This is a genomic window from Pedobacter sp. GSP4, from assembly GCF_051857575.1.
Lineage (GTDB): Bacteria > Bacteroidota > Bacteroidia > Sphingobacteriales > Sphingobacteriaceae > Pedobacter.
Window position 1 is genome coordinate 425,038 of record NZ_JBPZIR010000002.1, and the last position, 20,905, is coordinate 445,942.

Annotated in this window: 21 protein-coding genes and 1 riboswitch; of the genes, 2 read left to right on the top strand and 19 right to left on the bottom strand. The window is 39.6% G+C overall.

The window, feature by feature from the left end; all coding sequences use genetic code 11:
• Positions 1–5: 5 nt before the first annotated feature.
• From ACS5PU_RS05300 to ACS5PU_RS05325, 6 genes are all read right to left on the bottom strand, one after another.
• Positions 6–908 carry a histone deacetylase family protein gene (locus ACS5PU_RS05300; protein ID WP_439458234.1) on the bottom strand — a complete coding sequence of 301 codons (903 nt, stop codon included), beginning with the start codon at positions 906–908 and terminating at the stop codon, positions 6–8.
• Complete coding sequence (locus ACS5PU_RS05305) at positions 908–1,768, bottom strand: bestrophin family protein (RefSeq protein WP_439458235.1); 861 nt, start codon at positions 1,766–1,768, stop codon at positions 908–910. The genes ACS5PU_RS05300 and ACS5PU_RS05305 overlap by 1 nt, the downstream gene beginning before the upstream one ends.
• A 35-nt stretch (positions 1,769–1,803) precedes the next feature.
• Positions 1,804–3,090, bottom strand: coding sequence for a kynureninase (gene kynU, locus ACS5PU_RS05310; protein WP_439458236.1), 1,287 nt, complete (start codon positions 3,088–3,090; stop codon positions 1,804–1,806).
• Between the two features lie 65 nt (positions 3,091–3,155).
• Positions 3,156–3,644: a pyridoxamine 5'-phosphate oxidase family protein gene (locus ACS5PU_RS05315; RefSeq protein ID WP_439458237.1), complete on the bottom strand. Its 489-nt coding sequence runs from the start codon at positions 3,642–3,644 to the stop codon at positions 3,156–3,158.
• 51 nt (positions 3,645–3,695) lie between these two features.
• Positions 3,696–4,301 carry a DNA-3-methyladenine glycosylase gene (locus ACS5PU_RS05320; RefSeq protein ID WP_439458238.1) on the bottom strand — a complete coding sequence of 202 codons (606 nt, stop codon included), beginning with the start codon at positions 4,299–4,301 and terminating at the stop codon, positions 3,696–3,698.
• 3 nt (positions 4,302–4,304) lie between these two features.
• Complete coding sequence (locus ACS5PU_RS05325) at positions 4,305–4,793, bottom strand: GAF domain-containing protein (protein ID WP_439458239.1); 489 nt, start codon at positions 4,791–4,793, stop codon at positions 4,305–4,307.
• Positions 4,794–4,922: 129 nt separating this feature from the next.
• Between ACS5PU_RS05325 and ACS5PU_RS05330 the strand changes: the two genes are divergently transcribed.
• Together ACS5PU_RS05330 and ACS5PU_RS05335 are read left to right on the top strand one after the other, a co-directional pair.
• Complete coding sequence (locus ACS5PU_RS05330; RefSeq protein WP_439458240.1) at positions 4,923–5,627, top strand: DUF3291 domain-containing protein; 705 nt, start codon at positions 4,923–4,925, stop codon at positions 5,625–5,627.
• Positions 5,628–5,652: 25 nt separating this feature from the next.
• On the top strand, positions 5,653–5,904 hold the full coding sequence (locus tag ACS5PU_RS05335; RefSeq protein ID WP_439458241.1) for a hypothetical protein: 252 nt from the start codon (positions 5,653–5,655) through the stop codon (positions 5,902–5,904).
• A 475-nt stretch (positions 5,905–6,379) separates the two neighbouring features.
• On the opposite strand, the gene ACS5PU_RS05340 is transcribed toward ACS5PU_RS05335, so the two are convergent.
• The 13 genes from ACS5PU_RS05340 to ACS5PU_RS05400 all read right to left on the bottom strand — a co-directional run bounded on the left by ACS5PU_RS05340 (position 6,380) and on the right by ACS5PU_RS05400 (position 20,819).
• Complete coding sequence (locus ACS5PU_RS05340; protein WP_439458242.1) at positions 6,380–6,718, bottom strand: Dabb family protein; 339 nt, start codon at positions 6,716–6,718, stop codon at positions 6,380–6,382.
• Between the two features lie 97 nt (positions 6,719–6,815).
• Positions 6,816–7,313: a YMGG-like glycine zipper-containing protein gene (locus ACS5PU_RS05345; RefSeq protein ID WP_439458243.1), complete on the bottom strand. Its 498-nt coding sequence runs from the start codon at positions 7,311–7,313 to the stop codon at positions 6,816–6,818.
• A 130-nt stretch (positions 7,314–7,443) separates the two neighbouring features.
• Complete coding sequence (locus ACS5PU_RS05350) at positions 7,444–8,169, bottom strand: diphthine--ammonia ligase (RefSeq protein ID WP_439458244.1); 726 nt, start codon at positions 8,167–8,169, stop codon at positions 7,444–7,446.
• Complete coding sequence (locus ACS5PU_RS05355) at positions 8,162–8,845, bottom strand: SIR2 family NAD-dependent protein deacylase (protein WP_439458245.1); 684 nt, start codon at positions 8,843–8,845, stop codon at positions 8,162–8,164. Before ACS5PU_RS05355 ends, ACS5PU_RS05350 begins: the two co-directional genes overlap by 8 nt.
• A gap of 29 nt (positions 8,846–8,874) precedes the next feature.
• Positions 8,875–9,822, bottom strand: a complete 948-nt coding sequence (locus ACS5PU_RS05360) for an ABC transporter substrate-binding protein (protein WP_439458246.1) — start codon at positions 9,820–9,822, stop codon at positions 8,875–8,877.
• Positions 9,823–10,104: 282 nt separating this feature from the next.
• On the bottom strand, positions 10,105–10,695 hold the full coding sequence (locus tag ACS5PU_RS05365) for a DUF6580 family putative transport protein (RefSeq protein ID WP_439458247.1): 591 nt from the start codon (positions 10,693–10,695) through the stop codon (positions 10,105–10,107).
• A 38-nt stretch (positions 10,696–10,733) separates the two neighbouring features.
• Positions 10,734–12,599 (bottom strand): TonB-dependent receptor plug domain-containing protein, encoded by a 1,866-nt coding sequence (locus tag ACS5PU_RS05370; RefSeq protein WP_439458248.1) that lies wholly within the window; start codon positions 12,597–12,599, stop codon positions 10,734–10,736.
• A 98-nt stretch (positions 12,600–12,697) separates the two neighbouring features.
• Positions 12,698–12,888: riboswitch (cobalamin riboswitch) on the bottom strand.
• Between the two features lie 377 nt (positions 12,889–13,265).
• Positions 13,266–14,369, bottom strand: a complete 1,104-nt coding sequence (locus ACS5PU_RS05375; protein ID WP_439458249.1) for a DUF5074 domain-containing protein — start codon at positions 14,367–14,369, stop codon at positions 13,266–13,268.
• A 10-nt stretch (positions 14,370–14,379) separates the two neighbouring features.
• Entirely contained in the window at positions 14,380–15,312 is a 933-nt protein-coding gene (locus ACS5PU_RS05380; protein WP_439458250.1) for a PKD domain-containing protein, read from the bottom strand.
• A 24-nt stretch (positions 15,313–15,336) separates the two neighbouring features.
• Complete coding sequence (locus tag ACS5PU_RS05385; protein WP_439458251.1) at positions 15,337–16,470, bottom strand: PKD domain-containing protein; 1,134 nt, start codon at positions 16,468–16,470, stop codon at positions 15,337–15,339.
• A gap of 60 nt (positions 16,471–16,530) precedes the next feature.
• Entirely contained in the window at positions 16,531–17,646 is a 1,116-nt protein-coding gene (locus ACS5PU_RS05390; RefSeq protein ID WP_439458252.1) for a YncE family protein, read from the bottom strand.
• A gap of 9 nt (positions 17,647–17,655) precedes the next feature.
• Positions 17,656–18,786 (bottom strand): YncE family protein, encoded by a 1,131-nt coding sequence (locus ACS5PU_RS05395; protein WP_439458253.1) that lies wholly within the window; start codon positions 18,784–18,786, stop codon positions 17,656–17,658.
• The gene (locus tag ACS5PU_RS05400; protein WP_439458254.1) at positions 18,783–20,819 is read right to left on the bottom strand and encodes a TonB-dependent receptor plug domain-containing protein; all 2,037 of its coding nucleotides are present in this window, start codon (positions 20,817–20,819) and stop codon (positions 18,783–18,785) included. Before ACS5PU_RS05400 ends, ACS5PU_RS05395 begins: the two co-directional genes overlap by 4 nt.
• Between the last annotated feature and the right edge of the window lie 86 nt (positions 20,820–20,905).

Below are 20,905 nucleotides of genomic sequence, written 5' to 3' on the forward strand. Positions count from 1 at the left end.
ATGGCTTAGGTAAATAAATCAAAAGCCAGGCGGTAAGTATTGCAATGTGCATCTACAATATCTTTAATATCGGCAGAGTAACCCCCGCCCATGCTCACCTGTATAGGCAGGTTTCTTTCCTTGCAAGCTTGTAAAACCATCCGGTCGCGTTCTTTACAGGCCGATTTACTTAGAGATAGTTTACCCAGTTTATCGGTAGCCAGCACATCAACCCCTGAAAGATAAAAAACAAAATCTGGTTTGCGCAGCTCGAAAGCCTTTTTAAGGTTTGTATTTAACAGCGACAAATATGCTTCATCTTCCAGCCCATCTTCAAGAGGAACATCTAAATCAGACTGTTCTTTTCTAAAGGGAAAATTTTTGTCGCCATGCATTGAAAAAGTAAACACCCTTGGCTCGTTCTTAAAAATTTCGGCGGTACCATTACCTTGGTGCACATCTAAATCAATAATTAAGATACGATTAGCTAAATTATTTTTTAACAGATAGTTAGCTGCAATTGCCTGATCATTAAGTAGGCAAAATCCCTCGCCCCAGGTACTGCCTGCGTGATGTGTACCGCCAGCTACATTAAAGGCAATGCCATTATCAATCGCGTAATGTGCCCCATCTATTGTCCCCTGCGCTATCCTTAATTCGCGTTCCAAAAGTTGGGCATTTAAAGGAAAGCCAATACGCCGTTGATCCTTACCTGAAAGGGTTAAATCCCTTAACTGTTCCCAATATTCCTTTTGATGGCTGAGCAGTACAATAGCTTCGCTAACAGGCGCAGGGTTAAATAGATTTACCTCCTCAATAGTCCCTTCGTGCAAAAGCTGTTCGGGTATCAGCTCGTATTTCAACATCGGAAAACGGTGGCCTTCTGGCAAAGGATGTGCGTATAGAGGGTGCCAGGCAATTTTGATCATCAGCCTAAAATCTCCTCTACATGTTTTTCTATATTAATACAGATCTGATCTACCGGAAGGTCGTTAGCATCTTCGCCAAATGGGTTCTCTATCTCTTCAGCTATCAGCTCCAAACTCGCTAATACATAGAGGATAAAGGGAACTACAGGAACCACAAAATAACCTAAACTGAATACCCAGCCTACCGGAAGCGTAATGACGTAAATGAATATGAATTTTTTAATAAAAGCACTGTAAGAAAAAGGAATGGGTGTATTTTTGATGCGCTCGCAGGCACCGCAAATATCGGTAAATTGGTTAAAGTCGCCCGAAAGCACAATAAACTGCTCCTGCGAAATTAAACCTTTATCCAAAAGATCGTAAAACCTGTTTATCATGCTGCCGGCAATCTGATTGGGAATGTGCTTACCTTCTTCAACCTCGATTAACAAGCTGTTTTTGCCGAAATACATCCTTTCGCGCAGATGTTCTTTTAATGCAAATGCATATTTTGGAATTCCGTATTCAAAGAAACGCATTTCTTCATCTGGTAATTTAAGTGCTTTTATCTTTATTGCCAGGTTACGGCTCACATTGGTTAATGCACCTAGTAATTTCCGGCCTTCCCACCACCTGTCGTATGCAGTATTAGTCCTGAATACCAACAATAACGACAATACAAAGCCCAACAAGCTGTGCATCATGCCGATATTGGTCACATAACTGCTTTTGGATAATTGAAAGAAGTTTAATTCAGCATAAGCCACCGAACCTGAGAAAGCAGCCACCCCGAGCATTAATGGCCAGAGTTTCCTAAAAGTATCGCTTTTATGGATATGAAAAATAAAAGTACTCCAATCTTTAGGGTTGTAATTAATCATATTTAAACTTCTTTAACCGGTCAATCAAATTTAAGCTACAATATGCTCTGGCTAACTTTTAGCAAGGCCTGTCCGGCCAAATAAACATCTTCGAGAGAATTGTACAGTGGTACGGCACTCAAACGGATTACATCGGGCTCGCGCCAATCGCCCAGTACATAATTTGCCATCAAGCCATCAAAAATCTGCTTTCCTTTACTTTTTGCAATGATAGATAGTTGCGCGCCTCTATCTTTAGCCTCAGTAGGCGTTATGATTTTATACTGTTCAAAACCTAATTCTTTATTTACTTCATTTATAATAAATTGAAGATAATTAGTTAAAGTAATACTTTTATTCCTTAAAGGTTCAATAAAACCTGCCTGCTCAAAAATCTGAAGAGAAGCATAATACAAAGCCATAGGCATTACCTGGGTACAGCTTACCTGCCAGCCATCGGCTCCAGCTTCGGGCACAAAACCCTTCTCCATTTTAAAACGTTGGTTTTCCTGATAACCCCACCAGCCTGAAAAACGGTTTAAAGCAGTATTGTTGAAATGTTTTTCGTGCACAAAAATTCCGCTTATACCTCCGGGACCAGCGTTTTGATATTTGTACGAACACCAACAAGCAAAATCTACATCCCAATCGTGCAGCTTTACCGGCACATTACCTGCTGCATGGGCTAAATCCCAGCCTACAATGGCGCCAATTTCGTGGCCGACCCTGGTAACCGTTTCCATATCATACCATTGCCCGGTATAATAGTTAATCCCACCGAAAAGCACCAAAGCAATCTCGTCTGCATTTTCTTTGATTTTAGCGACAATATCCTCTGTGCGGAGTATTTCTTCACCTTCCCTTGGGAAAACCTCTATAATCGCCTCATTTGGCTCGAAACCATGGAAGCGCACCTGGCTCTCTATCGCATATTGATCGGAAGGAAATGCACCGCCTTCCATAATAATCTTAAAGCGTTTGCCCTTGGGCTGATAAAAGCTAACCATCAGCAAGTGCAGGTTAACCGTTAAAGTATTCATCGGACAAACCTCACTTGGTAAAGCACCAACAATAGGTGCCATCAGTTTTTTTAAGGCCTTATGGTAAAACATCCAAGGTTCATCCCCATCAAACCAGCCTTCAACCGCGTAGTTTGCCCAGTTATCGAGTTGACCTTTTAATACTTCATGTGCAACTTTAGGCTGCAAACCTAATGAATTACCACAGAGATAGATAAACTCTTTCCCGTTGTGGTTTGGAAATAAAAATTGGTCTCTGAAATGATGCAGCTGATCTGCCTCATCTTGCGTTTTGGCAAAGGATAGGGTATTTTCGAAATTCATTGCGCCAATATTACAAAAAAAGCAGGTATTGTTCCCAATCCTGCTTTTCAATTTGTATTATTTTGTTAAAATTTCATTGTATCGTGCTTACCCAAATCAGGTGTATCTCCGGTTACCACTGCCTTTAACATACTGAACAGTACCACAATTTTTGATGCTGATGCATCCCAATATTCAGCTTCGTTGGGTGTAACTTTTATCAATATCAACCTCGGATCTTCAATGCCGTCCGGAAACCAAGCTTTGATAAAGGGAGAGAAATAGGCTTTTTTACGTACTTTATCATCAACAAGCTCAGCTTTGCCCTTTACTGTTAAATAAGTGTTATGAGCAGGATCGCTGTAGGCCAGCAGCACATTATTTTCTTTCGAAATTTCTTTTGATTTTAGCGAATATTCATTGGTAAAAAACCACAAACTGCCATCGTCTTCAATTTTCGCAGTACCCATTGGTCTGCTTCCGAACTCATCGCCAGAGGAAAATGTGGTAAACATACAGGTCCGCACACTTTCGGCCATTTCTTTAAGGATTGCTATATTTTTCTCGTTTTTCATAATCAGATATATAAAAGAAAAACAGGAAACACCTTAAAAAGTTTGCGTTATTTACACCTTATTGGGCTTACTTACGTATTTGTTGCCTTTTACGAAGAACCGCCATGGCAATAGCGCGTGTTCTTTGGCATACGCAATGCCCACCCTTGGCGAAGCGGCAATTTCATCTTCTTTATAGCTGATCTGATGATCTTCTATCCAAATCTCATCGCCATTCAAATCTTTAGCATTAAAGCTCTTGTCAATGCCCAATGCTTTGGCAGCAGAGCCTGGTCCGGCAGCAATGGCGCCTTTGGTATAAGGCATATTCCTACGGCTTTCTATAATATCAATGCCCACTAAAGGCTGCACACCCCTAATCAGCACAGCATGCGGATCATCCTCAAGCGAACTCACGATGTTGAACAAATGATGCATACCATAGCACAAATACACGTAGGCAATTCCTCCGGGTGAGTACATGGTTTCGGTTCGACTGGTCCTGCGACCACCATAGGCATGAGAGGCTTTATCTTTCACACCAAAATACGCTTCGGTTTCTACAATGATACCTGCGGTTATTTGGTTATTGATTTTGGTGTACAAAACCTTGCCGAGCAGATCTTTGGCAAGCGAAACCACATCCTCATTTCGGTAATATTCCGGTCGTAACTTCAATACTTATATCGATGAATTGTTTAATATAACTGAGATAACCTTCTCTAAATAAAGTTGATCTGTATCATCAAATTTATTCAACACTTCACTATCTACATCTAAAACACCAATCACTTGATCATTCACAATCAAAGGCAAAACAATTTCTGACCTTGAAGCAGATGCACAGGCAATATGACCGGGAAACGCATCAACATCCGGAACAATAATGGTTTCGGCCTGTGCCCAAGATGTACCGCAAACGCCCTTCCCTTTTTTAATACGGGTACAAGCTACTGGTCCTTGGAATGGACCTAAAACCAGTTCATCGTTTTTAACCAGGTAAAAACCAACCCAAAACCAGTTAAACTGCTCTTTTAAGGCGGCAGCTACATTGGCCAGATTAGCAACAAAGTCTGTTTCGCCACTAAGCAAAGCGTCAATTTGAGGAATGATAGACTGATATTGTTCTTCTTTTGAAGCGTTTCTGGTTATGGTTAAATCTTCTGCCATATTAATTTCTATTTAGCCAAAGTTAATCATGATTTACCAGATGCAGAGATGGCGATCCATTTAATGACGAAATTTTGAACGATAACCTATCCTTAAATTCCTTAGTTTTGGCAATTAACCTTGATTTGCATGATCACAGCTTTAACCATTACTAAATTCCGTTGGTACACTGTTCCTTTTGCTTTTGTTGGGATGGCTGTTTTACGGCTTCCCTTATGGTTAAACAAAAAATGTAACTTTTGGAAACTGATGGGGAGCGGCAAAAATGCACAGGTAGACTTGGCGCCGGATTTTAAGCACTGGGCAGTACTCACCACTTGGGAAAATAGAGCGGATTGCGATATGTTCTATTCGGATTCAACAGTAATTAAATGGTTTAAATTTTTCGGAACAGAGCAGTTTACCATTTTATTAAACCCTTTAAGCAGTCATGGGCAATGGTCTAAAAAAGAACCATTTAAGGCTGATAAAAATTATGAAAATCCTACTGGGCCAATTGCAGTTATTACCCGGGCAGCCATCAGGTTTGGCAAACAAAAGGAATTTAAGAGCAATATTAAAAGAGCTGCAGAAGCTATGCGAACCGCTCCGGGATTTATCCTTTCGGCAGGTATTGGAGAAAACCCATTTTTTGATCAGGCTACATTTTCCATCTGGACTGATGCGGAAAGCATGAAAAACTATGCCTACAAAACCTTTGACCATGCCGATGTAATTAAACTCACCAGAGAACGGAAGTGGTACAGCGAAGAGCTGTTTGCACGCTTCGAAATAATTGAAAGCCATGGATCATTAAACGGCCTAAAAGTAGAATATCCAAAACCATTGATTTAAGCAACAAACCATTCAATAAATTAAAATGAGAGTAATAGCAGAACTTCCACACCCAGCATGTAAGATCACCATTTTTTCAATGAACCAGAAATACATTGTAAAATTTGAGCAGGGAACTTTTGAACAAAGTTACAAATTGGCTGAACTGGACCTCAGTGGAGGTGGAGTGAATGATGTATTCGAAATACTTGATGAAGAATTTATCCAAACCGTTATCGAGAGATTTAAGCTGATGAGATCAGATTTTTCTGCAGCATACAGCAGGCATCAATACTAGGCAAACAAATCAATTAACTAATTGATTTACAACTACATAAATACCATAACGGAATTATATTCTGTATTTAAGCTCTTTTTAAGACTTATAAATGAGCTGCAATAAAACAGATTATTTAAGTATAAAAACGTAACTTATTGATATATTGATAATTAAACACATTAACAAAATATAATTTTGATTTTATATTTTACCAAATAAATCGGAAGTTTGGCTGATTTGGCCGATAAGTGACGTTTTATAAAAGGAAATTTCACTTTCAGTGTCATCCTGGACATTAAGAAAGATCACTGTCAAACAATTATATTTTTAGCCACGGAAGCACGGATTTATACTGAAATATGATAATTTAATACAATAAGATTCTTCATTGCATTCGGAATGACAAAGCAGCCGAACTCAATATTATCAATTATATGCCTACATAATTTAGGAGCTTACTCAAAGAAAAGACCTAACAGTAAAGGCTCCGTTTCTAAACTGAAATAACAGTATCGTGAACCACTACCCTATACCAGTTTTTAGAAAATTTTTCTACTGCATCTAAATGCGTTTTATCTTCTTGATAAGCATTATGATCGGCGATATTGGCAAAGGTAATGGTGAGTGAATAAGTAAAAGAATTATCCGTAACCGGACGCACTGGTGTATTGGCCGCCAAACCATAACTCAGGGTTTTAATATATTTAATTGGCTTTAAACTTTCGAAGAAATTAGCGAATTCTGCAATTTCATTTTTGGTTAATTGTGGCTTTAACCAGAACATTACAAAATGTTGAATCTGGCCTTTATCTGCAGTTTGGGTTTCAATCATTGTTTTATTTTATTTTTTTTTAAAGATATAAATCATTTTGAGGGCAAAAAAAAATCCCGACGTAAATCGGGATTTTAATATAATTTAAAAATCTTTTTTAGTTTTTAGGCTGTACCCTGCCTGATTTTCTGTCTTCACCTCTACCGATCAAATAACCGCCACCGGCTCCAACCAAACCACCAATAATGGCACCTCTACCTTTTTTCTTATCGATTAAGGCTCCACCAACTGCACCTGCTGCACCACCAATTACGGCACCTTTAGCTGCATCACTCCAGCCTTTTTTCTTAGCTGTTGGTTGCGTACCACCATACGCTCCACTTGAACTACCGCCAGAGCTTGCATATGATCTTGAAGAATTGGCTCCTGCCCTTCTAGCTGCCGCTAATTCGGCCTGGCGCTGGGCTTCTTTCTCTTGTTCTACTTTAGCAACTTCTGCCTTTTTAAAGCTATCTAACCTTAAACTGTCTTTTACAGCTTTAAGGGCCAACTGTTTTTCTGCCTGTTGTTGTTTTAATGCCGCTTCTTCTTTGGCCTTATTGTTACAGGCAAACATTACAGAACTAAGTGCGATTACCATGAATATCTTTTTCATAACTTTTGATTTTAAATGATGCTTGTTTGGCAACCTAACTCACCAAACAGGTTTCATTACAATGTGCGATTTTAGTTAATTACAGATACTAAAGAAAAAATGATGCCAAAATGTTTTAACCGATTAAAATTTATTCTATCAGATCACAATACCAAAAGCCAGAAAGCGTTGAATGTGAACAGGGCGAATCACTATCTGATGTTGTTTTGGCAGGCGCATTATACGTGCGAAAGACCTTTTCACCGGGCGTAAAGTCTATATTTTGCTTAAAAACTGGTCCTTCAAAAGCGAAAGTGTGGAACTCCCCATTTTCACCACAGGGATCTATTTCAACAGGTAGTTTATCTATTAAACTGCGTGTAATTAGTTCTCCACAAATACTTTCCAAATTTTGCTGGGTGCAAACAATGATGGTTTTATAGTTCAGGTTTAAAAATTCATCAATCAAAAGCTTGGTATCTTTCTTCCATAAGGGGAAAATAGCTTCCATACCAATTTCTGCTAGTTTATTTTCGCGATAGGCCCGCAGGTCTTCTAAAAAGATATCGCCAAAAATAGAATGCGTGATGCCTTCAGCTTTAAATTTAGAAAGATGCATCTTCATTGCCTCATCATAGGTCTCCATATCGGGCATTTCGCCCAACCTGATCTGATAAAGCGGAATACCAATACTTTCTGCCTGTTTAATGAGCAAAGCCTCTCTTACGCCGTGCATAGAAACGCGGTTATATTTATCGGTAAGGGTTGTTACGAGATAACGGATTTCAATTGTAGGGTCTTGTAGCGCATAATGCAGGGCAAGTGTACTGTCTTTACCGCCGCTCCAGTTAAATATACAGGATTTCTTTTCAGGCATTGACCAATATTTTTTTCAGTTCGGCTACACCTTCAACGGCATTTTGCTCAATATTGACAACGTTTTTATAGCGTTTTACGTTGGGTGTACGTGGATCGATAATGTATTTTGTTATTGCTGATGGCACAAAATCGATTAATCCGGCAGCAGGGTAAACGGCTAATGATGTACCGATTAGCACAAATAGATCGGCCTGTTTACAGATTTTGGCCGCCACTTCGATCATCGGCACCGCTTCGCCAAACCAAACCACATGCGGCCTTAGCTGAGAACCCAGCTCGCAGCACTCACCCATTTTAATTTCACTGCCAACAATTGGGTAGGTTAAGCCCGATCTTTTATCTGATTGCGACCGGGTAATGATGCCATGAAGATGGGTTACTTTTGTAGAACCGGCCCGCTCATGCAGATCGTCAATGTTTTGGGTAATAATTTCAACATCAAAGTGGCTTTCGAGTTCGGCCAGTATCTGATGCGCCAGATTGGGCTGAGCGGCTAAAACCTGTCTTCTTCTTTCGTTATAAAATTCCTGAACCAATTCGGGGTTTCTTTCCCAGGCTTCGGGCGTGGCCACATCATATACATTGTAGCCTTCCCATAATCCATCAGAATCTCTAAATGTTTTTAACCCACTTTCGGCACTGATCCCTGCCCCTGTTAAAATGACTACTTTCATATAGTATGATTACACTGATTTTAAAGATATTATGATTTCACAGGTTGATGTGATTCAATAGCTTGATTGTAATGAATAAACTTTTTAGCGATTTTCTCTTCTGCCTTAAAGATATTGGGATGGAACATACAGGCCAACGCCTCAATACCTGCTACAAGCGTACCTATACTGGGTTGGGTAAACATATCGAAATCGGCTATGTAAACCTGGTTGTTTTTTACAGCCTCGAGGTTATTCCAACCTGTTTTTGCGGTGAGTAAATCCATTTCTGTTGTGGTTCTGGTTTTGTCAAAACCACAGGGCGCAATAACCAGCACCTCTGGATTGTACCTCAATATTTTATCCCAAGGGGTAACAATAGAATCTCCGGCAGGATTAGAAAGCATATCTACCCCACCGGCCGCTGCAATCTGAAAGGGAATCCAATGGCCACAATTGTAGATCGGTTCAATCCATTCCATTAGCATAATCCTTTTTAATGGCGCACGGTTTAGCCTAAGCTGATCTAAGATATAATCGGTCCGCTTTTGCAGTCCGGCTAAATAATTTAGTGCCACTTCTTCCTTACCTAAAGCTTTGGCAATGGTAATGGCGCACTCAAAAACATCTTGCAGGTTATTTGGCGATAATGGCACCAAAGTAGGCTGCTTGCTCAATTTCATTACCGCGGTTTCTGTACAAACGGTATCAATGTTGCACACTTCGCAGATATCCTGTGTAAAAACAATATCAGGTGCAATGCTTTCCAATAATTCATCATCCACCCAATACAAACTTTTGCCCTGTGCTTTTGATGCTGAAAAAATGCGGTCGATCTCGATACTGGTATAATTTTTACCTTCCAGTATGCAGCGGACAACTTTTGGTTGCGCGGCTGCTTCTACAGGGCATTCGAAGGTTACACCGTACAAATATTCTTGTAGGCCCATATCGTAGATCATTTTGGTTGCAGCAGGCAAAAAGGAAACGACTTTCATTATAATATCTAGTTTTGTGTTAATGGCCTATCATACACATATGATTTGTCACATTGAGCTTCCGGATTTTCGGGACAAGTAGTCGAAATGCTTTAAAAGGTCTTCGGTCATGTCCTTTTACAGGGTCAGGATGACAATTCTACTTCTACAACGGCTCCTCTAACTCCCCTTATCAGATACTGATCCCGATAACTTTGGATAGTATGACGCGGAGTACTAAGTTAAAAAAAATCCTCTTTTGAACCGAATCAAAAGAGGATTTAATATCTAAGTGAGTATGGATTACAACTCTTGTGTTTGCAATTTTAATACCGGATATTTTGCCTTTAAAATCTCGAAAGCGCCAAACAATAGTGCACCATAAATTACCGTTCCTTCTAAAAATCTAATCTCGAAAGGAATAGCTCTTTCTAAACACAACCAAAAACCAGCTAAATCTTGTGTGTACGATGGGTTTTGAAACCAAACACCAAAATCGGTAACAATCCAGTGGATAAATACAATTACCAGTGTTGAGGCCAATAGGTTTACCACGTTTACCTTTTTAAGCAATACCCTGCCTACCAAAACCATCAAAGCAAACGCAAGGTAGGTATAATACCAGCCTTCGTAAAGAAAACCGCTACTGTATTTGCTAAATATGGTAGTTGCCAAAATAAAGTCGCTTAAAAACAAACTCAATAATGGAAAAGCAAAGGCTTTAAGGTGATCTTTAAAGTATGCCCCACCGAATAAAGCTACTGCTCCTATTGATGAGAAGTTGGCAAATTTTAATTCATCTGAGTTGAAAGTGACTAACAAACGGAAAGCCGTAATGGCCAAGATCATCAACAACAAAATTAAAGTGCGTGGATTGAATTTTAAATGAGACATTTTATTTTGGTTATTATTTACTGCAAAGTTAAAGTTTATTAGCGGATATTAAAACTTACCCCTGCATTAAAGTTAAAGCCAGGTGTATTGTATCCGATAATTTCGTTGTATTTCTGGTTCAGGATATTTTTTGCATCAAAAAATAATTTTACCCGTTTTTTAGCCAATGCATATTCTACATATGCATTTAACAATTTATACGATGGCAGTTCCTCAGTAGTATAAGAGATAAAATTGGTATCGTAACGCTTACCAAAATAACGGAAATTGGCACTTACATATAAATTGCTTGTGGCCTGCGCGCCTGCATTAATGCCAAAGGTATGTTTGGGCCTGCGGATCAAATAATCTACTGTTCCGGTATTTCCTTCTACATATGCATAATAGCCGTTTACATTAAAAATACTGAACTTTACTGCTGGCTCTACTTCAAAACCTTTATATTTTTGGTTGCCCTGATTAAAATAACCGGTGGTATATACAATGGCATCGGTTAAATCGCGTTTAAAACCTGCAACACGCAAGGTAAACAGCTCATCGGCAAGGCTAAAATTCACACCGGCTTCATAATTTTGAGATTTTTCCGGTTTTAAATCCAAATTAGCTCCATACTGTCCAAACAACATATTCAACGTAGGGATTTTGAACGCAGTAGATACTGTTCCGAATAATTTTATTTCTTTGATGATGTTGATACTTGGGGTAACTGAATAGGTATAATTTTCGCCATATTGATCATGTTTATTGTAACGGCCACCTACTTCCAGATTAAACACACTTAAATCATGCAGGAACAATGATCCGTAAGCCGCAAAGATATTAGTGGTTGGATTTTGCGTATCGGTAATCAGTTTCATCTTTCTGTTGTCGATACCTACCAATAAATCCAGTTTGTTGCTAAGCTTTTGGTTGTAGAATAAATCAACTGTATTGAGTTTACCATAGTTCAAGAAATTACTGGCAAAACCCATAAAGCTCGAATTAACATCGTTTGAGTTACTTTGATGGCTATAGTTTAAAGTGATTTTTCCGCTGTTTAACTTGTACTCGGCATTAAAACCTGCGCTAAACTGTTTTAAAACTGAATTATTGGTTGGTAAACCATCTTTAAAACCATCTTCATCTATTTTATAATTACCATAGAAATAGCGTAAAAACGGATTAACGGAGAAATTTTTATCCAGTTTAATACCGAAATTGGCGTTTACACCATCGGTTTTAAAACCATCTTTATCAAATACAGCTGTGCTTCCTACCGGGGTAGCTGCTTCAGAAATCCCATCAGTTTTAAAATGTGTGTAGTTAATGTTGTAAGTAAAGCCTTCTACACCGCCATTTAAGCCAATTGTGCCTTTATAGGTTTCGAAACTACCTGCACTCGCTACGCCATAAATGGTATTACCTTTAGGTCCGCCTTTTTTGGTTACAATATTGATTACACCCGCAACGGCATCTGATCCATAAATGGTAGACTGACCGCCCTTTAAAATTTCAATATGGTCTATCTGATCGATAGAGAACAAACGTAGATCGAAGGTTCCGCTAATACTGGCCGGATCGTTCTGTACAATACCATCAATAAGCACCAAGGTATAACCGCCTAAAGCGCCCCTAAAAAAGATACTTTTATCTTTCCCCTGACTGCTATTGCCCCCGCTGATTACAATGCCCGCCTGTTCGGTAAGCAGATCGGGCAACGATTTGCCATTACTGCGCTCCAATACTTCGCGACTGATGATGGTAACTACTTTACCGGTTTGCGATTGTTTCTGATTGTTTTTGGTGGCAGAAATAACCACATCTTTAAGCTGTAAGCTGTCTTGATTTTGTGCATTAGCCAAGTGGCTAAGCAATAACTGTGCAAGGCCCAGGCCGGCTACAGCTAAAATTCTTGTTTTGTTCATTTGATTGTGAGTTTTGCCCACAGCCAACAGATTGGAACGGAAATGAAAATACGAAAAACGTTAAGTACCTCAATCCTAGCTTCAATCCTCGAAAGCTATGAAATTAAATGCTTAAGGCAGGTCTTCTGACTTGCTCCCGGTTTTCTGCCTTCCCGCTCCGGTATAATGGAACAGTGACGTTTGTAGAAAACCGTTATAGAGCTTACAGCTGCGGGACAGTTACAGATTTACACTGTATTCCCTTTTAATTCCGATTATTACACCGGAAACCAAAAGCAGCGCAAATGTAACAAAAAGAGTGAATAGCCGAAAGTATCGTTGCATTACATTAATTAAGCACTGTAAAATATGATTTTTGTATAATTAGATACGATTTGAGCCTTGCGAGATACTATTTCATTATATTTAGATACCCATTCAGTCTTTCGGGATATAATTAGTGTCTAATTAGATATGATTTCAGTCTTAATTGACTCAAAATATATTTAATTAGATATGTTTTGAATGTCTCTAAATAGGAATGGTATCTAATCCGATAGGTCTTGAAGCTTCCGTTGTATGATTTGGTCTTTATTAATACTGTAAAAGATTTTGCAGTAGGAAACCACAAAGAAAAAGGCCCGCAAAATGCAGGCCCTAAACATAAGAGAGGTTATTTATTATATTTTAATGGAAAATGGCTAAATCATTAAAAAAGATCTTCGAAAAATCTGTCGTTACACCATCGCCACCGTATTTGATTTTTTTCACTAATACCCCGGTAGATGCATTATAGATCAATAAGTAATTCACTGTAGAAGCTGCACCGTAACCTTGAATTCCGTTTACCACCAGGTAATCTTTGTTCCTATCGTAACGGATTGCTCCATAAACCATAAAAGGATCTTCGGTAATGGTTATAAATGGCTGCAATATTGATGCGGCATTACCATCAACATATTTGTAAATTGCTTTACCTGAATGATAAAAAATAGCATTCTCTTTTGTTGAAGCCGTGATACGCGTTGGCGCATCGAGCCCGAAAGTTCCAATGGCCACATTTAAAGCTACACCTGCTGTATCCAAATTATTGTCGATTGCAATTAACCGGCTGCCCGTTGAAGCCCAAACTTTTCCATTTGGTGTTTGTGCAAAGCCACGGTTAATGTTCGAGAAGGTTTTTGCCAAAGAGTAATTGCTTGCCGAAATGATCTTTGCGCCATTGCTCTGCAGCAAATAAACGTAATCGCCTTTTTTCCACATATCGCCCGTATTCACAGCGCCTACAGTGGTTAATTTGTTTTGAACGGTAAGGGTATTAAGGTCGATCTGGTAAACACCATCGTTGGCACTTAAAAGACCTCGGTTTCCTTCTACCTGTACAATACTTCTCCAGTTACTGGTTTCCTGCACATACCTCGCCTCTTCTTTTAGTGTATATTCATTTATTTTAACAATCGGGCCATTAATCTTACTCAATAAATAAATACTGCCGTTAATAATAGAAGCAAACTGTAGTGTACTGGTTTTTGCTGTATTTGATAATATTCTGCCCGGATTTTCTTTCTCGTAAGCCCTGGTATTAAGAGTATCATCACCATAACGGTAAAAGCTCACACTACCCGCATTCTGTCCGTAAGAGCCTTCACCTATTACAAAGAAGCCATTTTCATATTTACCAGCAACGGGATCAACCTGCAATGATTCTACATTATCTTTTTTGCATGAATAAAGCGCTGTTGTTAAAAGTATTGCACTTATTAATAATGGCTTAAAGTTGTTTTTGTTCATTTTGTACTGTTTATTTTTTTAAAAGTTTAAGATCTACTGCTCCACCAAATTCGGTCGAGATTTCGCCAATGTAGCGTGAACGGTCGTTATTGTTATCAGGGTGGAAAGGGTTTCCATTGCTGTTCTGGCCAGTGTAAACCTTTACAAAATCGATGGCTGCCAAGCTTACCTTTTTCCCGGTGGCATCTACAGCCCAATCGATATCGAAGGTGTTGTATCCCCTGCCCAGTTGCTCTTGCACGCTAACATACTCGCCCGATCCATTGTCGGCATACCCAAAACTGAATGGCTTGTTGCTTATGATTTCACCGGGCATTAAAGTGTTTTTCAACAAAGTGCCGGTAAAGGAAATTTCGTTTGCTGTTGCCCATGCTGGGAAATAATCCTGCGCATGGAACTGGTTTCGGAGTATCAGCCCTTCTCTTCCCTGATTGTCGGTCCAGCGGATATCATCACTCAATTTGGCTGGCCTGTAATACGTTATTTTATAATTTTTAAGCGTAGCTGCATCATTGTAATCACTTCCGGCAAGTTCATACCAAACATCATCGGGCAGGCCGTTTTTATTCGCATCCTGCATTACGCTTACAATGCCCGGTTCGGAGAATTCCATCCCTACACCAATAAGCGGATTGCCATAAATGCCGAGGTCGGCCCCAGCAGAATTGCTGATGCTGTGATCAAAGCCAAAAACTATGTAACCGCCATAGCCGCCTAACGATACCAGACCGTTTCCGGCGTTACCAAGCAGCACATCTGTTTTAACCAGATCGTTGGCAAATTGTCCGGGCGCCTGCTTAAACTCGTAAATTTTATTTACATACGGCGATGTGCCCGCCACCGGTTTTTCACCCGCTCCTTCTTTTTCGCCCGCATTTTCTTTCTTACAGGAAAGCAGTACAGCGGATGAAAGAAGGGCCAGTGCTATTGATTTAATTTTCATGTTTAAAAAGTTTTCTTGTCTTACCTATTTAATCCCCAGATCGGCTGCGCCTTTTACTTCGGTAGATACTTCTCCCAAAAGCGTATTTCCTTTTTCTCTTTGCCCGGTGTAAACCTTTACAAAATCGATGGTTTTTAAAGCAACTTTTTTCCCATTCTGATCTACAGCCCAATCAATATCGAAGCTGTTATACCTTTTAGTGGCATAATCATCATCTAACGACCAGCTATCGGTATAGCCCCAAGGAAATGCATTATTGATAAAAATACTTCCGTTTTTACCCCAGGTAGATGGAAGCAATGTTCCTTTAAGTGTTAGTTTTTCTTGGTTTGGAGCAAATTCAGGATAGAAATTATGCTTATGGAAACTGTTTACATCATATGTTCCGCTGCCGCCCTGATTGTCTGTCCAGCTTACATTGGCGAAACCTTTTGGGTTGGTATAGGTTATTTCGTAATTTTTAATGGTAAGTGGGTTGTTGTATTCGCTACCTGCAAGCTCATACCACTCATCGTCCGGTTTACCATTTCCGTTCACATCCTGACTAACCATTACAATTCCAGGTTCGGCAAATGGCGTTGTGCCACCAATAGGATTACCATAAATGGCCAGATCGGCACCGGTATTGTTTAACACCGAGTAATCGAACCCAAAAACAATATAACCACCAAAACCACCCAGGGTAACCATACTGGTTTTGCTCACATCTCCAATAATTTTCTGTGCACCGGCAGGGCTTCCTAAGCTTTCGTTTATAAACTGGCCCGGAGCCGATAAGTATTCAAAAACGGTGGTAATAAATTTGCTACTGGCGGGCGTAATTTCTACAACTGGCACAGGCACCGTTATCGTGTATTTGTGCGAAAATGAGCCTACATTATTGCTTGCTGTATATTCTATAACATAAGTACCGGCCTTTAAAGGCGTAAAATCGTAATTGTAAACGCTGCTGACTACGGTACCGTCCAATTTCCATTGGTGATTAAATCCTTTTCCATTATTTGTTCCTACGGCAAAAGCAATTTTGGTATTTACCTTCGAGGTCATTGTTTCGCCTTTGATGCTCAGATTAACATCTGGGGCAGCTTCGTTATCTTTTTTGCAGCTATAAATCAGTGTGGCAAGGCCGAGCATTAACAATAGGTAAGTTTTTTTCATGTATGACTGTTCTTTATTATGATTTGGGTATTTGAAAATGTATACAGAGCTAATATTTGTTTATTCATATTTATAAGTGTAGTTAAATACAGCATGCTGAGGAAGGCCAGCGGTTTCGAAACTGAATTTTATCTTTCCATCTGTTCCAACGCAATAAGCAAAGCCCTTGCTGCTGCTGTAGTTATTGGCATCGGCAACCATAACTTCTTTATTGAATGGGTTGATGGTAAGTCCATAAATGGTATTTATCGTTTGTTTATCGGTAATTAAATTGGCACCAAGTGCTCCACTGGTTGTATTTAGGGCTTTAATTTCAGGGCTTTTGTAAATATCTTTAGCTACATAGGCAGTTGAACCATTTACTGCCAAAGCGCCCAGATCATAATCATAAGAAGCGATTTTGGTATCGCTAACACTACTGATCCGATCAAGCGAAGGATTGTTATTAACGATATAATCATTCCAGGTTACTACAAACAAGTCGCCATTATCGGCTGCCTGGATTCTAACGGGATTATTGTTTACCGCAATATCTTTGGTTTTGGTAAAGGTGGCCAGGTCGATTACCGAAACTTTGTTTTTTGCTCCGTTTTGATAAAAAGGATGTGATGAATTACACACATACAATTTTCCATTTGCTACAGCCAGCTGCTCAAGCCCTTCTGATAGCATAATTTCACCGTCAATGGCCATTGTTGCGGTATCGATACGGCTTACTTTTCCATCATAGCGCGATACATAAGCCTTGTTTTTATAAAAAGCTACAAACCTTGGTATATAACCATCGCTTGCTGAGTTAAATGAAATCCTTTTTAACGATTTGCATGTTTTAATATCGATGATATCCAAAAATGATTGTTTAGTACCCTGAATACCGGCTACAACGCAATACATTTTGCTGCCATACTGCTGCAGGTCGTTTGCTGTTTCTCCAACTGATGCTCCGTTTACCTGTTTGTAGTAATCGGCAACGGTAACTTTGGTAGAAATATCGTAATAGGAAAGAGCACTGTTGTTACTGCCCATTAGCCCTTCGCAAAGCATATAAACGCCTTGTGTACCAGTAATAACCTGTTTCTTCTCTGCTTCTTCTATCTTGTCTTTTTTACAAGATGAAACGGCTACAAGCGCTGTTGCCAGAATAAGTAAGGTGTGTTTTTTGTAGAAATTTATCATGATATATATTTAGTTTGTGAATGCAACATGGGCAGGGATATCGCCAGTGGTAACCGACCATTTTAACCGGCCTTCGGCGCTGTAGCAGTGCAGCTTACCAGGTGTAACGTAATCTTTTGCATCAGTTACGTAAACATCTTTACTGGCTGGATTAATGGCAATGCCATAAGGGATTTTAATGTTCTTTTCGGTGCCATCATTTATAAACTTACGGTCCATCAATGTTTCATCTTTGGTGTTGATCATATGATAGGTAATCTCATTTTTACCTGCGATGTAATTCCATGCTGTAGCATAGATATAAGCGTAATCATCGTCGATAGCGAGGTTACTTGCGGCTATGTTGAATACCTTTTTGATCTGATCAGTTTGTGTATCAATTACGAAAAGCTTTGAGGCAATGGTATAGTAATCGCCACGGGAGGTAACATACAGGTCGCCATAACGGTCGGCTTTGATGCGGTGGAGATTAATGGCCACCTCGATGCGTTTAATTTCTTTAAAACTTCGCAGGTCGATTACAGAAACGGTGTGCTCGTAATCTGGCGGACTATAACCTCCAGAATTGGCTACATAAAGTTTATGGCCAACTACGGCCATTTCTTCTGGCTGCCTGCCAACTTCAATACTGCGGTTTATGGTTAAAGTTGTAGTATCAATTTCGGCAACGGCACCATTTGGTGATTTTGGATCGCCAACTTTGCCTAAATAGGCACTTACGTAAGCTTTTCCATTATTAAATGTAATGTAGCGGCAATTGATAATATTGATTTGCCCTATTTTTTTGCCCGTTTTGATGTTGAGTACCTCAACCTTGTTCGATACGTTTACCACCACATAAAGTTTGCTCCCGTACCGTCCAATATCATTGGCTACATCGCCCAAGCCTTTGGTTACTTCGGGGTTTACCTGGTTATATAAATTGCGGGTATAAATTCCGTTTACCAGGTCCATATAATCCAATGAGGCCTTATTCATATTCATGTTGCCTTCGTTAATCAGATAAAACCCCTTTATGGCTGAGGTAGGCTCTGGCTCAACTTTGGTAATTTCAGAAGGTAAAGGCTGTGGGTCTTTTCTGCAGGCGCTAAAGATTATCACCACTACAGCCAAAATGGATATATACTTTAAAGGCCTCATAGCTTATAATTTAGGGTTAGCCTGTAGTTTCTACCGGGCATTGGGAAATTTGGAATCAGGTCGTAATATTGGTTAAGCAGGTTATTTACTTCCCCGTTTAGGTTTATACTCCCTTTTTTAAGTTTAAATTCATATCCAATGGCAGCATCGTGCGTATACCATGGTTCCATGTAGTTGTAAATGTTGTTTGCCTTTTGGTTATAGCGGAACCCAGTGTAAATGAAACTGTAATTTGCATGCCAGTTGTGATAATCAAGGCGCGTTAGAAAAGAGCCACTGTTTTTAGGAATGTAGGGAATCTGGTCCTTATAGGTTTCGTCCGCTGTCGAGGTAACATCTACAGCTTTTTGAAAGGTATAATTGATGCCGATATTCATTACAAAATCGGTAAGTGGTTCAAATGCTGTTTTTGCGTTAAGCTCTAAGCCCCGTATATCAACCAAACCCACATTGTACATAATCCACCTGAACAAGTTTGCACCAGGCTGGGCCACAATCTTATCTTTAACGCGGTTGTAATACACATCAGATTGGATATCGATAAATTTGAGTTTGCTGTTTTTAAAGTTTTTGAAATAGGTTAGCCCAACATTGTACTGTTTGGTATACTCCGGATTTAACAGCGTATTACCGATAAACGTGTAATACAGATCGTTAAACGTAGGCATCCTGAATATATCCTTATAAAATGCACGCAGCCTTAAATCCTGCGCTTTGAACAGTTTCCACGATAACATTACTGTTGGGCTAAAAACCTGTTTGTTGCCAGAAGAAGTATACAATTTTACCTGATCGACCACCGTAGTGCTCAATAGATTTACCTGTATATTGAACTGTTTAAAGGTTAAAGAAGAGCTTAAAACATTTAATATTGTATTCCTATCGGGGTAAGGGAACATGTAAATATTGGCAGCCAAAGTTTGGTAGCTATAATCGGATGCATAGGCGGCTTCCCAAGCAGTATTGATTTTATATTTTGCAGAGACGGATAGATAGGCTTCCTGCTCTTTAAAACGGTTATCCAAAAGCCCGGTGGTGGTTACGTAATCGGGATCAAGGTAACGCTGATAGGCGTAACCGTATTTTCCGTTGATCAAAACCGTTAATTTATTCGACAATTGCTTTTCTAAACTTCCCTGAACAAAGAAATCACGGTCCCAGATTCTTTGTGTAAAATCAAACCTGTTGGCTACAATGGCACCGGGCAATCCCCTATCTGATAAAAAAGAATAAGCCTGGGCATGCCACTTTCCATTTTTAATTTTCCCAAACAGTGCCGCCTGCAAACGGAAACGCTCCACATCGCCATTATTTCTTACGGCTGTGGTATCAAAAACGCCATTGGTATACCTGAATTTATATTTACCATCGGCACGTATATATTCGGTATTGATACTGGCCTGCAGGTTTTCGTTAATCTTATATTGATAAACCAAAGAAGGATTGATTAAACCGAACGATCCACTCTTTAAGCCCAACGCAAACTGCTGATGCTGATCTTTTTCAAAGTCGGGCGCTTTGGTTTTTAAGTAAATGCTACTGGCAGAGGCAAAAGCCCTTGCCGGAACAAGCAATTCGGGTTTCTGACCGCTGTATAAAGCAATTTCTTCAAGGTTATTTAATGAGAATTTACCTAAATCTACCTGACCGTTCTGCGCATTTCCAACTTGAATGCCATCTAAAAATACTGCGGTATGGTTGGTGCCCAAACTGCGCACATTTACTGTTTTTAATCCACCAATTCCACCATAATCTTTTAACTGCACCCCCGAAAAATAACGGATGGCATCAGCAACAGATAAGCTGTTGATCCTTTTGAGGTCATCAGCAGTCAGGATTTGGAGTGGCGTTGGCGATTTGCTCTGTTCGGTTAATCGGTACTCCCTAATTTGAACCTCTTTAAGCTGCGTACTTTTCTTGGTGCTATCGGTTTGTGCACCTGCATTTAAGGGCAATATAAACCCAGTCCACAAAATGGATAAAAATAGAAAAAACTGCATTGTGCCCGCATAGGCAGAATGTTTTTGAGTCATTTGATTGTGAGTTTAACCCACAGCCAACAGATGGAAAAGAAATGAAATACAAATACGCAATAAATCACCCCTAGCTTCAATCCACG

Coding starts and splice junctions, on each gene's coding strand:
- ACS5PU_RS05300 (WP_439458234.1), bottom strand. CDS start 908: ATGATCAAAATTGCCTGGCACCCTCTATACGCACATCCTTTGCCAGAA.
- ACS5PU_RS05305 (WP_439458235.1), bottom strand. CDS start 1,768: ATGATTAATTACAACCCTAAAGATTGGAGTACTTTTATTTTTCATATC.
- kynU (WP_439458236.1), bottom strand. CDS start 3,090: ATGAATTTCGAAAATACCCTATCCTTTGCCAAAACGCAAGATGAGGCA.
- ACS5PU_RS05315 (WP_439458237.1), bottom strand. CDS start 3,644: ATGAAAAACGAGAAAAATATAGCAATCCTTAAAGAAATGGCCGAAAGT.
- ACS5PU_RS05325 (WP_439458239.1), bottom strand. CDS start 4,793: ATGGCAGAAGATTTAACCATAACCAGAAACGCTTCAAAAGAAGAACAA.
- ACS5PU_RS05330 (WP_439458240.1), top strand. CDS start 4,923: ATGATCACAGCTTTAACCATTACTAAATTCCGTTGGTACACTGTTCCT.
- ACS5PU_RS05335 (WP_439458241.1), top strand. CDS start 5,653: ATGAGAGTAATAGCAGAACTTCCACACCCAGCATGTAAGATCACCATT.
- ACS5PU_RS05340 (WP_439458242.1), bottom strand. CDS start 6,718: ATGATTGAAACCCAAACTGCAGATAAAGGCCAGATTCAACATTTTGTA.
- ACS5PU_RS05345 (WP_439458243.1), bottom strand. CDS start 7,313: ATGAAAAAGATATTCATGGTAATCGCACTTAGTTCTGTAATGTTTGCC.
- ACS5PU_RS05350 (WP_439458244.1), bottom strand. CDS start 8,169: ATGCCTGAAAAGAAATCCTGTATATTTAACTGGAGCGGCGGTAAAGAC.
- ACS5PU_RS05355 (WP_439458245.1), bottom strand. CDS start 8,845: ATGAAAGTAGTCATTTTAACAGGGGCAGGGATCAGTGCCGAAAGTGGG.
- ACS5PU_RS05360 (WP_439458246.1), bottom strand. CDS start 9,822: ATGAAAGTCGTTTCCTTTTTGCCTGCTGCAACCAAAATGATCTACGAT.
- ACS5PU_RS05365 (WP_439458247.1), bottom strand. CDS start 10,695: ATGTCTCATTTAAAATTCAATCCACGCACTTTAATTTTGTTGTTGATG.
- ACS5PU_RS05370 (WP_439458248.1), bottom strand. CDS start 12,599: ATGAACAAAACAAGAATTTTAGCTGTAGCCGGCCTGGGCCTTGCACAG.
- ACS5PU_RS05375 (WP_439458249.1), bottom strand. CDS start 14,369: ATGAACAAAAACAACTTTAAGCCATTATTAATAAGTGCAATACTTTTA.
- ACS5PU_RS05380 (WP_439458250.1), bottom strand. CDS start 15,312: ATGAAAATTAAATCAATAGCACTGGCCCTTCTTTCATCCGCTGTACTG.
- ACS5PU_RS05385 (WP_439458251.1), bottom strand. CDS start 16,470: ATGAAAAAAACTTACCTATTGTTAATGCTCGGCCTTGCCACACTGATT.
- ACS5PU_RS05390 (WP_439458252.1), bottom strand. CDS start 17,646: ATGATAAATTTCTACAAAAAACACACCTTACTTATTCTGGCAACAGCG.
- ACS5PU_RS05395 (WP_439458253.1), bottom strand. CDS start 18,786: ATGAGGCCTTTAAAGTATATATCCATTTTGGCTGTAGTGGTGATAATC.
- ACS5PU_RS05400 (WP_439458254.1), bottom strand. CDS start 20,819: ATGACTCAAAAACATTCTGCCTATGCGGGCACAATGCAGTTTTTTCTA.